Origin of the sequence: Bacillus sp. PPSBB_11 (genome assembly GCF_038023285.1) — a bacterium.
GTDB lineage: Bacteria > Bacillota > Bacilli > Bacillales > Bacillaceae > Bacillus > Bacillus altitudinis.
The window spans coordinates 2,520,649-2,535,548 of sequence record NZ_CP150633.1 but is presented as its reverse complement, the minus strand read 5'-3'; the positions used below and the strand labels follow the sequence as shown (position 1 = coordinate 2,535,548).

The window sequence follows — 14,900 nt, the reverse complement described above, 5'->3', positions numbered from 1 at the left end:
CTCTACCTTAATTTTTCATAAAAAAACCTGGTACGAGTTTATCTCATACCAGGCATTTTTCATTTTGTGCTTATTGAATACCAAGCGCAATTTTAGCGTATCTTGACATTTTGTCACGTGTCCAAGGTGGATTCCAGACGATGTGAACTTCAGTTTCCTTCACTTCAGGCAAGTCGCTCAATGCTTTTTTGACTTCATCGACGATAACTGGTGCAAGAGGACAGCCCATTGATGTTAAAGTCATTGTGATATCCGCTTTTCCATTCTCATCAAGATCGACATCATAGACAAGTCCAAGGTTGACGATGTCTACGTTTAACTCAGGGTCAATCACCTGTTCTAGGGCGCCTAAAATATTTTCTTTCAATGCTTCATCCATGATATCCACTCCTTTTTCAACTAGTATAACGTACTTTTCCTTTTGGCTAAACGTTTGTGCTTTTCAGGTGTGTCACAAACCAATCAATCGTTTCAAACATCGCTTGTCTTGAGACCTTATGGCCAGCCTGTCCATCTGTAATAAAACGAATCAGGTGCGGATCTTCTTTATATTGGGTTTCTGCTAACTCGTCATAAAGAGCTTTTGCATGTCTGTAAGGGACAACTGGATCGTTTTCTGCATGCCAGAATAACAGCGGTCTTTTGTTTAATCGATCTGTTTGCAGCGTTAAATCATAAGGACGCAGAGCGTCTAATTGCTGATTGACTTCTTCGTCCGTGATATCTTTCATCAACCCTTTGTGACGCATGTCCATGATTTGTGCTTGTAGGAATGTCGTATATTTCGGACTGCCCATCAAGCTGACTGCCGCTTTAATCCAATCATGCTTTGCAAGTGCACCAAAGGTCGTGATCCCTCCCATAGATGTACCTGCAACACCTATTAGATCAGCTTCAATCAATTGTTTTTCTTGAAAATGTGTCTTAAGTATATCGATTTCACGTATTTCGTTTAGGACGATTTCCCAAAACTTTGATGCCAGTTCCTCTAAGCTGAGGTTTTCTGATCTTACACCATGATAAGCACAGTCAGGCAAAATGACTCTCATGCCTTTTTCCGCCAAATGAAAGGCGAAGTGTAAGTTGTGCTCGCGTGCACTTGTAAATCCATGTATAAAAAATACAAGTGGCAGTGGTTTGTCTTTATTTTCAGCTTTTACGATATGTAAAAATGGAATATCGTGCGTCATTTGCTCATCAATGGTGATCACAGCCTATGAATCCTCCTTTATCATTCCCGTCTTTGTTTATTTTAACATGTAGACAACGAAGATGTGATAAAGATACACTATAGGTGGAGGCACCCGCACCAGCTGCCTCCTATTACTTACAGATCAAAGGAGATTTTATGGAGACTAAACCTTATCTAATCGCACTTGACCTGGATGGCACGTTATTAAAAGACGATAAAACGATTTCAGCACACACACTTGATGTCATTCAAAAAGTGAAAGACAGCGGGCATCATGTCTGTATTTCAACTGGCCGGCCATTTCGTTCCAGCTCTCCTTATTATCAGCAATTGCAGCTCGATTCTCCGATTGTGAACTTTAATGGAGCGTTTGTCCATCATCCTCTTGATGAAAAATGGGGCAGATTTCACACATCACTTGATCTTCAAGTCGTAAAACAGCTTGTGGATATTAGTGAGGAATATAAAGTGCACAATGTGTTAGCTGAAGTGCTAGACGATTTGTATTTCCATTATCATGATGAAAAGCTCATTGATATATTTAATATGAATGCAAACAAAGTGACCGTTGGAGACCTTCGGGACAATCTTGGAGAGAATGTCACAAGCGTCTTAATTCACGCAAAAGAAGAAGACGTCGGAGCGATCCGGAGCTATTTGACAGATGTTCATGCAGAAGTGATTGACCACAGACGCTGGGCTGCTCCGTGGCACGTCATTGAAATCATTAAAACAGGCATGAACAAAGCCGTTGGACTGCAAAAGATCAGTGATTATTACGGTGTGCCTCAGGAGCGGATTGTGGCATTCGGAGATGAAGACAATGATTTAGAGATGCTTGAATTTGCTGGATGCGGGGTTGCAATGGGCAACGGGATTGATGCAGTGAAACGTGTCTCTAATGAAGTGACAGATACGAATGAACAAGATGGGATTGCAAAATTCCTAACGAATTACTTCTCGCTTTAATTTTTCCATTCATACATAGCAGGTCGAAGCGGGCATACTACCGTTAGACAGGTTGTCCTGTCAGCTTGTGTAAAGGGGCGGATTCCGAATGGGTAAAAGAAGCAAATCGAAACGCTTTATACAACAAGGTAAAGATTCAGTCAGTCTGCATGACGCACGTTTTCCGTATCGTTCCACACTTGAAGAAGCTGCGGAGGACAGGGGAAATATGAAGACTGATGCTTCTGGAGGTTCATTGTGAGAAACGAACTTTTTGATCAAGCCAAATCATTTACTGAAGAAGCCCTTACTTCTTCATTTCCATCTGGTTTAGAGCGTCAACAAGCAGTTCAGCGAGCTAAAAACGCCGTATCATCTGCATTTGCTAATTCGACAGATGCAGAAAGAAACCAGCTGCATACGTTCCAAGACCTGCTTGATGATCTTTAACGAAAAAAGCTGTCCGCTTTGTGGACAGCTTTTCTTATGCTTATTTCACTTGGAACGTTTTCTTCTCAGTGATTTGCTTTAGCCCTTCTGCTTTTCCTTTAAATGTGACGACCGCTTCATACGTTCCCGGCTCCACACCGTTTGACCACGTATCTTGGAAGTCATATGTTTCATCTGCTTTCAGCACAAAGGATTGGATGGCTTGTGTGAACATACGGTCTTTCGAGTAACGGTATTTTTCATTTCCATCTTCATCGTACACACTCAATTCGAATTTCTGGCTTGTGTTAAACGTGAATTCAATATCTCGATCTGATTCATTTTTTAGTGACATATTAAATTGAACCGAAGAACCTTTTTGGACGGGGTCTACTGTGAGTACAACGGTTTTTTCTCCCATTTGACCGGATACCTCCTTGTCTGGTTCATCCTTTTTTTGTTGCCCACAAGCTGTTAAAACCAATAGAACGAGAAAAAGCACTAACCCTTTTTTCATCTTCTACCCACCTTTTAATCTCGTCTGAAAAATCCAAGAATATTGGTTGTTTGAACAATATTTGTAAAGGCTTTTGGATCGACTTCCTTTATAATTTGTTCAAGTTCATACAGCTCATACCTTGTAATGACAATGACCATCATTTCTTTTTGTTCATTGGTAAATGCCCCTTTGGCCGGAACAGTCGTAATCCCTCTGACCATTTTTCCATAAATGGCTTCTTTGATTTCATCTGCTTTCTTTGTCACAATCATGGCGGTCAGCTTTTCATGTCTCGTATGGATGGCATCAATTACCCTAGTCGTCACATATAATGTGACAAGGGTATATAAAGCTTTCTCCCAACCTTGTAACAATCCTGCTGTAAAAATGATAATTCCGTTTAAAATGAAGAAATACGTGCCAACTGGTTTGTCTTTCCATTTCGCTAAAATCATCGCAATAATGTCAAGGCCGCCTGTAGATGCCCCATATTTCAGTGTAATCCCAATGCCAAGTGCAGAAATGACTCCGCCAAATACAGCATTTAATAAAATATCTTCAGAAACACTTGTCTCTGGTAAAATGCCGAGGAAAATCGTTGTCAGTGCCACACTAATAATGCTATACAAAGTAAAGGAACGACCAACCTTCATCCAGCCTAAAATGCCGACCGGAATGTTTAAAATAAATAATAGGATCCCTGTTGATAAATAAAACGGTGCATATTGATCGATTAAACTAGATAACAGCTGGGCAACCCCTGTAAAACCACTTGCATATACGTCAGCAGGGATTAAAAATAAATTCAGTCCAATCGCATTGAGTAAGGCACCAATGACGACGACGATGAATTTTTTTGCTTCTCCAATGAACATGTTGTCATTCCTCCACTTACCATTCTCTCTATGGTTTTCCCTAAAATTTAGAATTTGAACACGAAAAGATGATTTTCTATGATATAGTTAGGCTAAAAAGATGTAAAATATGGTTGATTTTTTTTAGAAAGAAGGGATTTTGATGACCGTTCATATCATAGCAGACAGTGCTGCTGATCTGCCTCTTTCTTATTATGATGAACAAAACATGACACTCATTCCGCTGCGTGTGTTACTCGGCGAGCAGGAATTTGAGGATTTGATTACCATTGAACCAAAACAAGTATTTGATGCGATGAGACAAGGTGCAAGTCCAAAAACATCACAAGCTTCACCGAACCGGATAAAGGAAGCCTTTGTTTCTGCAGCACAAACCCATACATCGGCTATTTATGTTGCCTTTTCATCAGAGCTTTCAGGTACATACCAAACCGCTGTGATGATGGCAAACGAAGTGAAGGAAGAATACCCTGATTTCGACTTACGAATCATTGATTCTAAATGTGCTTCACTTGGTTATGGACTAGCTGTCAAACACGCTCAATCACTTGCCATTGACGGAAATACAATACAAGAAATTGAAACGTCTGTAAAGCATTTTTGTGAATCTTTACAACATATTTTTACTGTAGACGATTTATCGTATTTAGCAAGAGGCGGAAGAATCAGTAAAGCGTCCGCATTTGTTGGCGGATTGTTAAGTATTAAACCCATTTTACACGTTGAGGATGGAAAACTGATACCCCTTGAAAAAATTCGTGGCCGGAAAAAATTGTTGAAACGCATTATCGAGCTAATGAAAGAACGCGGATCTGACTGGTCCAGCCAAACTGTTGGCATTAGTCATGGAGATGACCCTGCACTTGCAGAAGAAATGAGACAATTAATCGAAGCCGAATTTCATCCAAAAGAAATCGACATCCAGGTCATCGGCGCAGCTGTCGGGTCCCACTCAGGCCCTAGCACACTTGCCATTTTCTTTACAGGCAGCCCATCATAAAAAGCACCCTTCCCTGAATCATCACGGGAAGGGTGCTTTTCTTATGACAGCTTAAATCGGTGAACGGTTTCGTTTAACCTTGCCGTCATACTCATCAGTTCTTCTACTTGTTTGTTCATTTGATGGAAAGATTGCAGTTGTTCGTTTGCCGAGGCAGAAATTTCTTCGCTGCCCGCTGCCGTTTCTTCTACAACGGCACTAATATTTTCAATCGAGTGCAGCACTTGTCCGCCAAGCTCTGTTGATTGAATAATTTGGTCATTTAAGACCGCCATTTCTTGCTTAATATGTTGTGCTTTTGTTTCTATATCTTCAAAGGAGTGTGAGGTTTTGTCCATTGCATCTTGCTGCTGAAGTGATAGCTTGACCCCTTCTTGTACAGTTTGGCTAATGGATTGAATGCCTTTTTCAATATGACTCACCATGTCAAAAATTTGTCTTGTTGCACGAGACGATTCATCTGCCAGCTTACGAATTTCGTCCGCTACGACGGCAAACCCTTTGCCAGCTTCTCCTGCTCTTGCCGCTTCAATCGCCGCATTGAGCGAGAGGAGGTTTGTCTGGTCCGCAATATCAGAAACCGTTTTGGCCATTGCGGAGATTCCGCTTGCGTACTGAGTGAATTCTCCTGCAGACTCTTCAATTTGTCTCGTCGCACGTGTATTTTTTTCAATGGCTGCTTTTGTTTCTGTTAACGTGTGCTTTCCGCTTTCCACCGCTTCAATGGCATCCTCTGTACTACGGATGACTGTATGTGATCTTTCGGAATTCTTACGGCCATGTGAATCCATTTTCTCAATCAAACTAACGCCATGCTGAAGGTCTTCTGAAATCGCTTGTGAACCATTCGCCATTTCGTCTGTCGATACAGACACTTGATTGGCCGATTCCATAAGCTTTTTGTTTTCATCATCTAGCTGAATCGAGAACGATTCCACTTGACTTGAGACATGACTGATTTCTTGAATCAAGCTAATCAGCTGATCCGTCATTTGATTGAACGACTCATTTAAGCCACCGATTTCATCTTTCCGCTTGATGTTCATCCGCTCCACAGCGAGGTTTCCTTCGGCAATCTGTTTTGCCCGGTAAGAAAGGGATTTGATTGGTGTCACAATGGATCTCGTTAAACCAATATTTAAAAAGACGGCGATGACAATCAGCGTGAGGGCTGCGACAGATGCGCTTGTGATGATCCTTTGCACATTGTCTGCCGCCTCATCTAAATGGTATTCATACGCTTCTTGTGCTCTTTTATTCATCGTATGCACGTCGTTTAAAACACCGTCAATTCTGGCAGCTACTCGTCTGGCATCAGAGGCATTTTTTTCACCAATGACATTGTTTGCTTCTTGCGTCCATGTGTCAAACTTTGAATTTAACCGTGTTAGGGCTTCTTTGTTCATATTTCCTGCGTTTTTGTTTAACATTTGCAGCTGTTTTTTCGCTGTCGATATATCGGTTTGAACGACCTCTAGCTGTTCATCTGAAAGGGTCATGGAAAAATTGGTCATGGCTTGTTCGACACTTTCAAAGCTGGCCTTCGTTTTTTGTACGTTCAGTAAGGTTTGAACTTCTGTTTCGCTTGATGACTGAATCTTTGTCATGCTCACAATAATAAAGGCAATTACGCCCACCGCTAAAAGAAGTGAAATGAGTGAGTTGAGCAAAATTTTGATGCGTAAGCTCATGATGCTGCCCCCTCTTCTTTCAGAAGTGTCTGCTTCAGTCCATTTAATTTTTTGGTCAATTTCTCAGCATCTTTGAGCACCCGGATTCTTGCCATATCGATTCCGTCATTACTTAAGTCATAAACGATATGCCCGCTTTTGATTTTGCTGCTTTTGACGAGCTGTTCGCTGAATTGATAGACGACTTCATCGACTTTTTTGACCATAGACGAAATAACGGCTTTTTCAGCTGTATAATACTGATCGCTGTCCACGCCGATTGCATATTTGCCTTGCGTTTGCGCTTCTTTTAATACACCAACACCCGTATAACCGGCTGCGGCATATAAAACATCTGCTTTCTTTTTGATCATGTCTTTCGCTATTTTACTGCCTTTGCCTGCATCACTAAATGTGCCAGCATACGTGGATACGACCTTGATTTTCGGATTCACTGATTTTGCGCCTTTTTGATAGCCTTGTTCAAATCGGTGGATCACCTCTGCATCGACTCCGCCCACAAAACCAATAACATCACTTTTTGTTGTCATGGCAGCAAGAGCTCCCGCTAAATAGCTGCCCTGCTCTTCTTTAAAAGTCACTGATGTGACATTTTTCAGTTCAGACACAGCATCAATGAGTAAAAATTGCTTTTTCGGATATTTTTTCGCTACCTTTTCTAAGTCTTCTTGCATACTGAAACCTACACCGATGATCAGGTCATTTCCATCTTTCACAAGCTCGGTCAGCCCTTTTTCATATGTATCGGTTTCTGCAATTTCTCTATAATCGAATTCAATGCCAAGCTCATCACGTGCTTTTTCTAATCCTTTAAATGATGAATCGTTAAATGATTGATCACCAAGACCATCATCCGTCAGCATGACACCAATATGCTTCGTATTTGATACCGGGGGTCCTCCCTGCTGATTGCTGCATGAGGCGAGTACCATGATCATAGCTGCCATCAGAAGTAATGAAATCTTCACTTTCATCCAAAAACACACTCCTTTTATCATCCTTACCCCTTATTTATCGGATTTGAGAGTCATTGTTTCAATGATAAAGTGAAGGATTTTCAGCTTTTTTCATGACTTTTTTCACTGAAAAAAACCATTATTTATGACAAAAATAAAAAAAGTGAGCAAATGCTCACTTTTTCTCGTATGTCCACCCTTCTTTTTGGTAAACAAGATCATTTTTCATCAGATGACCTAATGCTCGTTTGAAGGCTGCTTTGCTCATTTGAAATCTTTCCCGGATATCTTCTGGATCACTTTTATCCCCGTAAGGCATTGCACCGTTTCTCGTTCTCATGTAAGTTAAGATTTCTTCTGCATCGACAGATAATGCATCCTGTTTTCTAGGAAGCAGAGAAACGTTTACAGTTCCGTCCTCTTTCACTGCAATGACGCGTCCTGTCACGGTCGATCCTAGTCTAGGCTCTTCCTTTCGTTCCGTGCGGTGGATAAATCCACGCACGCCTGTATCTGTCAGCATAAAAGAACCTGTCGCAATTAAGCGATAGATTGTTCCAGTAATTTCTTTGTTCATTAACGTTTCTGGCGCTTCAGTAAATAATTCACTGATCACATCTTCAGTGGCTGGTTTTGCGAACATTCTCCCGTAACTTGTCACTTTGAGCATACAGTATAGTTTGTCGCCTTTTTTCGGCCACGCTTCCTCAAAAGGCGGGAGGTGTTCAGTTGCAACAAGTGCATCCTTTGACAAACCTATATCGACAAAAGCACCCATATCTTCTACAACGTCTACGACTTCTACCCAGTCGTATGTATGTGCATTGATTTTAGGAATTTTCATCGTCGCTGCCAGTCTTTCCTCATGATCTACATATAAGTAGACCTCTACTTCATCACGATCTCCAATATCCTCTGTCATCTCACTGCGATGTAGGAGGACAGAATCTTCGCCATCTGTTAAAAAGTAGCCGTATTCCATCTCGTTATCTATTTGCAAGGTCAGTTGCTCACCTGGTCTCATGTTCTCTTCCTTCCTATCTGCCCTTAAAAGAGCGTTCGTTCATCTTTTGATTCACTTTATTCTACTATACTTCTGTCATCATGAACATCTCTAGTTCTGTTAGCTAAAGTGGACAAACTGTACTTGAATTATACCGCATACATCTGAACTCTCTTCGATAAAGTTTCTTCTTCCCCTATTGGCATGATAAAATAGACGCAATATCTATAGTTGGAGGTCATATGTGATGGCAAAAGAAAGTTCATTTGATATTGTATCGAAGGTGGAGCTGCCAGAGGTGCAAAACGCTATTCAAGCAGCACTGAAAGAAATTAAAAACCGTTATGATTTTAAAGGAAGTAAAAGTGATATTTCACTAGAAAAAGAAGAACTCGTTCTCATTTCTGATGATGACTTCAAGCTGGAGCAGCTAAAGGATGTCCTTGTGACAAAACTGATTAAACGAAACGTACCGACTAAAAACATTGACTACGGAAAAACAGAACATGCCCTAGGTGGAACCGTTCGCCAGCGTGCAAAGCTGATTAGCGGGGTTGATAAGGACAATGCCAAAAAGATCAATGCCTTGATCAAACAGTCTGGTATAAAAGTAAAGTCGCAATTTCAAGATGACCAAGTGCGTGTGACAGGAAAAAATAAAGATGATTTACAAGAAGTGATTGCGCTCATGCGCAAGGCAGATTTACCGATTGACGTCCAATTTATAAATTTTCGATAAATTTCAAATTTTCCATTGATTATTTCCGATTTTTTCGATACAGTTGATGGAAGTTCAATTCATTGACATGTTCATATCGCTTTCTTATCAAGAGAGGCAGAGGGACTGGCCCTGTGAAGCCTCAGCAACCGGTGTAGTAGAAATCTATTTTCTATGACCAAGGTGCTAAATCCAGCAAGCAACTGCTTGGAAGATAAGAAGAAGAATTTCAATACAGCCAAAAAGTCTTCTTCTTATCAGAAGGCTTTTTTTGTTACATAGAAATAAGGAGGAAACCAATGGGCCTATTACAAGACTTACAAAATCGCGTACTGATTGCTGATGGAGCAATGGGAACACTTTTATACTCTTATGGCATTGACCGCTGCTTTGAAGAATTAAATTTATCAAAAGAAGATGAAGTCAAAAGAGTGCACGAGGCATATGTGCAAGCTGGAGCGGACATTATTCAAACGAACACATACGGTGCGAATTATATTAAACTATCCCGCTACGGCTTAGAGGAAGAAACAAAACGCATTAACACAAAAGCTGTACAAATTGCCAAAGCAGCCGCTGGCTCAGCTTATGTCCTCGGAACGATCGGCGGCATTCGAACATTTAACAAAAATGCCTACTCTTTAGACGAGATTAAACGGAGCTTTAGAGAACAGCTCTATATCCTTTTAAATGAAGAGCCTGATGGATTACTGCTTGAAACATACTACGATATTGAAGAAGCAAAAGCCGTTCTTGAGATTGCTCGCAAAGAAACAGCGCTTCCGATTGTCATGAACGTCTCCATGCATGAGCAAGGTGTATTGCAGGACGGTACACCGCTAAAAGACGGTTTATCTGAATTATCCTCACTTGGCGCTGATGTCGTCGGCATTAACTGCCGATTAGGCCCTTATCATATGATTCAGGCACTTGAAGGTGTTCCACTTTTGGAAAATTCTCATTTATCTGTCTATCCAAACAGCAGTCTCCCCTCCCTTGAAGAAGGCAGACTCGTCTATGATACAGATAATGATTATTTCCGAAAAAGTGCAATTGAGTTTAGAAATCAGGGCGCACGAATCATTGGAGGCTGCTGCGGAACAACCCCTCAGCATATTAGTGCTATGGCTGAGGCGGTCAAAGATTTAGCACCTATTACCGAAAAAGAAGTGAAAGTATTAAAAGAAGAAATCATTTCCATCCAAGATCAACGGACAGAACCAGGTCTTGACGAGCTGGCTGTGAAAAAACGTTCAATTATCGTCGAGCTGGATCCGCCGAAGAAGCTGAACTTTGAAAAATTCCTCGTCGCAGCGAACGAATTAAAAAGTGCAGGCATTGATGCCCTCACGCTGGCCGATAACTCTCTAGCTACCCCGCGTATTAGCAATGTGGCATGCGGCGCTTTATTAAAACAGCAGCTTGATATGCGTTCACTTGTCCATATCACATGTCGTGATCGCAATTTGATTGGACTCCAATCCCACTTAATGGGGCTGGACACACTTGGACTAACCGATATTTTAGCCATCACAGGCGATCCGTCTAAAATTGGAGACTTCCCAGGTGCGACATCTGTGTATGATTTAACCTCCTTTGATTTGATCCGTCTGATCAAACAATTTAACGAGGGACTATCTTTCTCCGGGAAGCCGCTCGGGAAAAAGACTAATTTTTCAGTGGCTGGCGCGTTTAATCCAAATGTCCGTCATATTGATAAAGCGGTCAAACGCCTCGAAAAGAAAATCGAATACGGTGCCGATTATTTTATTTCACAACCTGTATACTCTGAGGAACAGCTTGTGAAGATTCATGAAGAAAGCAGACATTTGGATAAACCGATTTACATCGGTATTATGCCGCTAACAAGCAGCCGAAACGCAGAGTTTATTCATCATGAAATTCCCGGCATTAAATTGTCTGACTCGATTCGTGAGATTATGGCCAAGGCAGGCGAAGATAAAGAAAAGCAGCGGACAGAAGGGTTAGCGATTGCCCGCTCTTTATTAGATACAGCTTGCGAATTGTTTAATGGTATCTATTTAATTACCCCTTTCCTTCGATCAGATTTAACAGCAGAACTGACAACTTACATCCATCAGAAAGAAAAGGAGCCAAACATCCATGCCAACTATCACTGAACAGCTCAAAAAACGCATCCTCGTCCTTGACGGTGCAATGGGCACAATGATTCAAAACGCCGATCTCACAGCAGAGGATTTCGGTGGAGAAGAGTATGAGGGCTGTAACGAATATTTAAACGTCACAGCCCCTCACATTATCTCCACGATTCACCGGCAATACCTAGAGGCAAGTGCTGACCTCATTGAAACAAATACATTCGGTGCGACGAAGCTCGTTCTCGATGAATATGGACTTGGCCATCTCGCCTATGAATTGAACGTAAAAGCAGCTCAGCTGGCAAAGCGTGAAGCAGACCGTTTGTCGACGCCAGACTGGCCCCGCTTTGTAGTAGGCGCAATGGGGCCCACTACAAAAACATTATCCGTGACAGGCGGCACAACGTTTGAAGAGCTCGTTGCAAATTATGAAGAACAAGCCCGCGCCCTGATCGATGGGAAATGTGATGCTCTTCTTTTAGAAACGAGTCAAGACATGCTGAATGTCAAAGCTGGATTTAAAGGCATTCAAGAAGCCTTTCACGCAACCGGTATTGAGCTACCACTGATGGTGTCAGGGACGATCGAACCAATGGGCACCACCCTTGCCGGTCAAGATATTGAAGCCTTTTATATCTCACTTGAGCATATGAAACCAATCAGCGTCGGACTAAACTGTGCAACTGGTCCAGAATTTATGACAGACCATATCCGTACACTCTCCTCCATCTCAAAGTCGGCTGTCAGCTGCTATCCAAACGCTGGTCTCCCTGATGAAGAAGGACAATATCATGAATCCCCTGCTTCGCTTGCTAAAAAAATCGCCGCTTTTGCAAAAGAAGGCTGGTTAAATATCGTCGGCGGCTGCTGCGGTACAACGCCTGCACATATTCAGGCATTATCAGATGAAGTACGTCCGCTTCAGCCCCGCAGCATGTCGCATGAGTCATCACCGCATACCGTATCAGGCATCGAGCCCCTCATTTATGAAGAAGCGATGCGCCCCCTCTTTGTTGGCGAGCGCACAAATGTCATTGGTTCACGCAAATTCAAACGGCTCATCGCAGAACAAAAGTTTGAAGAGGCAGCAGAAATTGCTCGTGCTCAAGTGAAAAATGGCGCTCACGTCATTGATGTGTGTCTAGCAGACCCTGATCGTGATGAGATAGCAGACATGGAAGGCTTTTTAAAAGAAGCCATGAAAAAAGTGAAAGCTCCTTTTGTCATTGATTCAACCGATAAACATGTCATCGAAAAAGCACTCATGTATTCTCAAGGAAAAGCCATTATCAATTCTATTAATTTAGAGGATGGAGAAGAGCGCTTTGAAGAGATTCTTCCGCTTGTCAAGCTATATGGCGGCGCACTTGTTGTTGGAACAATCGATGAAACAGGGATGGCCGTCACAGCAGATCGAAAACTTGAAATTGCCGTAAGATCCCATGACCTGCTCACGAAAAAATATGGAATCCCTGCGAGTGATATCATTTTTGACCCGCTTGTCTTTCCAGTAGGTACTGGAGACGAACAGTATATTGGTGCTGCTGAAGAGACGATTAAAGGCATTGAGCGAATCAAAGAAGCACTGCCTGAATGTCTCACCATTTTAGGCATTAGTAACGTGTCTTTCGGACTCCCACCAGTCGGCAGAGAAATATTGAATGCCGTTTATTTGTATCACTGCGTCAAAGCAGGACTTGATTATGCGATCGTGAATACTGAAAAGCTTGAACGCTTTGCTTCAATTCCAAAGGAAGAAATCAAGCTGGCTGAAACTTTACTTTATGAAACAAATGATCAAACCCTTGCTGAGTTCACCCAATTTTATCGCGGGAAAAAGAAAACAGAGAAGAAACCAAAGATCTCCTTATCACTTGATGAAAGGCTGGCACTCTATGTCGTCGAAGGGACGAAAGAAGGACTGATTGATGACCTTGCCCTTGCTTTGGAGAAATTTGAATCACCTCTTCATGTCATCAATGGACCATTAATGCAGGGAATGTCGGAGGTTGGGCGCCTTTTTAATCAAAACGAATTGATTGTAGCTGAAGTCCTCCAATCCGCTGAGGTCATGAAAGCATCTGTTTCATACCTTGAGCAATTTATGGAGAAAAAGGACGCAAGCGGCAAAGGGAAGATTCTCCTCGCCACCGTCAAAGGCGATGTCCATGATATAGGGAAAAACCTGGTCGACATCATTTTGAGCAATAATGGCTTTCACGTCGTCGATCTCGGAATCAAAGTAACCCCACAAACATTGATTGAAGCGGTGCAAAAAGAAAAGCCAGATATGATTGGACTATCAGGTTTACTTGTCAAATCAGCACAGCAAATGGTCTTGACCGCTCAAGATTTACAAAAAGCAAACATCTCTGTTCCCATTTTGGTGGGCGGCGCGGCGCTTTCACGGAAGTTTACGAAGATGAAAATTTCGCCTCAATATGATGGCCCCGTCCTTTACGCCAAAGATGCAATGGACGGTCTGTCTTTAGCGAATGAATTAAGAACGAACCCTCTTCAATTTCAAACAAAACCCTTAGAGGATCAAGAAACGCTCCATAAGGAAAAAGAAACAACGCAGCCAAAAGCTGTGATTGAATTACTAGAAAAACGCGCGACACTTCCGGAGGCAGCGATATTCACGCCAGAAAATACGAAACGCCATTATGTACGGGATATTGATTTGCACCACATAATGCCCTATGTCAATGAGCAAATGCTGATCGGCCATCACCTCGGTTTAAAAGGAAAGGTCAAAAAGCTCTTGGCTGAACAGCATCCAAAAGCATTGGAGTTAAAACAGCTGATCACAGATCTTCTTCAAGAAGGCAGAGAGAAAAACTGGTTTGCACCTGCATTCGTCTATCAATTCTTCCCTGCCAATTCAAATCGGAATGACCTGCATATCTATGATCCAGAAGCGCCTGACCGCGTCATTGAGACATTCCAATTTCCAAGACAGGAAAAACTTCCGTACCGGTCTATTTCTGATTATGTGCGGAAAACCGGAGAGAACGAGAAAGATTATATCGCCTTATTTGCAGTGACGGCTGGTGCCCGCATACGAGAAGTTGCGCAGCAATTTAAACAAGAGGGTGACTATTTGAAAATGCATGCTGTCCAAGCTTTAGCACTTGAGCTTGCAGAAGGATTGGCTGAACGAACGCACCAAGTAATTCGTGATAAATGGGGATTCCCAGACCCAGTCGATTTCACGATGGAGAAACGATTCCAAGCCAAATATCAAGGTCAGCGCTATTCCTTTGGTTATCCAGCGTGCCCTAATCTAGAAGACCAAGAAAAACTATTCCACCTGCTGCAGCCAGAAAAAATCGGGATTCATCTCACAGAAGGGTTTATGATGGAGCCTGAAGCATCCGTTTCAGCCATTGTCGTTTCTCATCCTGAAGCTCGATATTTTAACGTTCACTAAAAAAACCTCCTGAATTGGAGGTTCTTTTTATAAATA

Annotated in this window: 14 protein-coding genes and 1 riboswitch; of the genes, 7 read left to right on the top strand and 7 right to left on the bottom strand. The window is 42.1% G+C overall.

The genetic code is table 11. The features are described 5' to 3' along the window. Window positions 1-70: 70 nt before the first annotated feature. Window positions 71-379, bottom strand: coding sequence for a metal-sulfur cluster assembly factor (locus V7L95_RS12380; RefSeq protein WP_003211530.1), 309 nt, complete (start codon window positions 377-379; stop codon window positions 71-73). A gap of 46 nt (window positions 380-425) precedes the next feature. After that, a complete protein-coding gene (locus tag V7L95_RS12375; RefSeq protein WP_017360185.1) occupies window positions 426-1,211 on the bottom strand; it encodes an alpha/beta fold hydrolase in 786 nt (261 codons plus the stop codon). Window positions 1,212-1,348: 137 nt separating this feature from the next. On the opposite strand from V7L95_RS12375, the gene V7L95_RS12370 reads away from it, so the two are divergent. The 3 genes from V7L95_RS12370 (at window position 1,349) to V7L95_RS12360 (ending at window position 2,590) form a co-directional block, all read left to right on the top strand. Beyond that, on the top strand, window positions 1,349-2,161 hold the full coding sequence (locus V7L95_RS12370) for a Cof-type HAD-IIB family hydrolase (protein WP_039167379.1): 813 nt from the start codon (window positions 1,349-1,351) through the stop codon (window positions 2,159-2,161). A gap of 88 nt (window positions 2,162-2,249) precedes the next feature. After that, the gene (locus V7L95_RS12365) at window positions 2,250-2,402 is read left to right on the top strand and encodes a hypothetical protein (RefSeq protein ID WP_008348539.1); all 153 of its coding nucleotides are present in this window, start codon (window positions 2,250-2,252) and stop codon (window positions 2,400-2,402) included. Beyond that, window positions 2,399-2,590, top strand: coding sequence for a DUF3813 domain-containing protein (locus V7L95_RS12360; protein ID WP_008348541.1), 192 nt, complete (start codon window positions 2,399-2,401; stop codon window positions 2,588-2,590). Before V7L95_RS12365 ends, V7L95_RS12360 begins: the two co-directional genes overlap by 4 nt. Before the next feature lie 40 nt (window positions 2,591-2,630). On the opposite strand, the gene V7L95_RS12355 is transcribed toward V7L95_RS12360, so the two are convergent. Together V7L95_RS12355 and V7L95_RS12350 are read right to left on the bottom strand one after the other, a co-directional pair. Further along, window positions 2,631-3,086, bottom strand: a complete 456-nt coding sequence (locus V7L95_RS12355; protein WP_076821895.1) for a BsuPI-related putative proteinase inhibitor — start codon at window positions 3,084-3,086, stop codon at window positions 2,631-2,633. Between the two features lie 14 nt (window positions 3,087-3,100). Next, complete coding sequence (locus V7L95_RS12350) at window positions 3,101-3,943, bottom strand: YitT family protein (RefSeq protein ID WP_007499067.1); 843 nt, start codon at window positions 3,941-3,943, stop codon at window positions 3,101-3,103. Window positions 3,944-4,085: 142 nt separating this feature from the next. On the opposite strand from V7L95_RS12350, the gene V7L95_RS12345 reads away from it, so the two are divergent. Further along, the gene (locus V7L95_RS12345; RefSeq protein WP_008348544.1) at window positions 4,086-4,943 is read left to right on the top strand and encodes a DegV family protein; all 858 of its coding nucleotides are present in this window, start codon (window positions 4,086-4,088) and stop codon (window positions 4,941-4,943) included. A gap of 41 nt (window positions 4,944-4,984) precedes the next feature. On the opposite strand, the gene V7L95_RS12340 is transcribed toward V7L95_RS12345, so the two are convergent. The 3 genes from V7L95_RS12340 to V7L95_RS12330 form a co-directional block, all read right to left on the bottom strand. After that, window positions 4,985-6,634, bottom strand: coding sequence for a methyl-accepting chemotaxis protein (locus tag V7L95_RS12340; RefSeq protein WP_144740720.1), 1,650 nt, complete (start codon window positions 6,632-6,634; stop codon window positions 4,985-4,987). After that, on the bottom strand, window positions 6,631-7,608 hold the full coding sequence (locus V7L95_RS12335; protein ID WP_171465169.1) for a BMP family ABC transporter substrate-binding protein: 978 nt from the start codon (window positions 7,606-7,608) through the stop codon (window positions 6,631-6,633). Before V7L95_RS12335 ends, V7L95_RS12340 begins: the two co-directional genes overlap by 4 nt. Window positions 7,609-7,765: 157 nt before the next feature. Next, on the bottom strand, window positions 7,766-8,614 hold the full coding sequence (locus tag V7L95_RS12330; RefSeq protein WP_017360190.1) for a S1 RNA-binding domain-containing protein: 849 nt from the start codon (window positions 8,612-8,614) through the stop codon (window positions 7,766-7,768). Window positions 8,615-8,840: 226 nt separating this feature from the next. On the opposite strand from V7L95_RS12330, the gene V7L95_RS12325 reads away from it, so the two are divergent. The 3 genes from V7L95_RS12325 (at window position 8,841) to metH (ending at window position 14,864) form a co-directional block, all read left to right on the top strand. Then, on the top strand, window positions 8,841-9,332 hold the full coding sequence (locus V7L95_RS12325; RefSeq protein ID WP_340966600.1) for a YajQ family cyclic di-GMP-binding protein: 492 nt from the start codon (window positions 8,841-8,843) through the stop codon (window positions 9,330-9,332). A gap of 81 nt (window positions 9,333-9,413) precedes the next feature. Beyond that, window positions 9,414-9,532: riboswitch (SAM riboswitch) on the top strand. Window positions 9,533-9,610: 78 nt separating this feature from the next. Then, entirely contained in the window at window positions 9,611-11,452 is a 1,842-nt protein-coding gene (locus tag V7L95_RS12320; RefSeq protein ID WP_057079710.1) for a bifunctional homocysteine S-methyltransferase/methylenetetrahydrofolate reductase, read from the top strand. Further along, window positions 11,436-14,864 (top strand): methionine synthase, encoded by a 3,429-nt coding sequence (gene metH, locus V7L95_RS12315; RefSeq protein ID WP_340966595.1) that lies wholly within the window; start codon window positions 11,436-11,438, stop codon window positions 14,862-14,864. Before V7L95_RS12320 ends, metH begins: the two co-directional genes overlap by 17 nt. The last annotated feature ends 36 nt before the right edge of the window (window positions 14,865-14,900 follow it).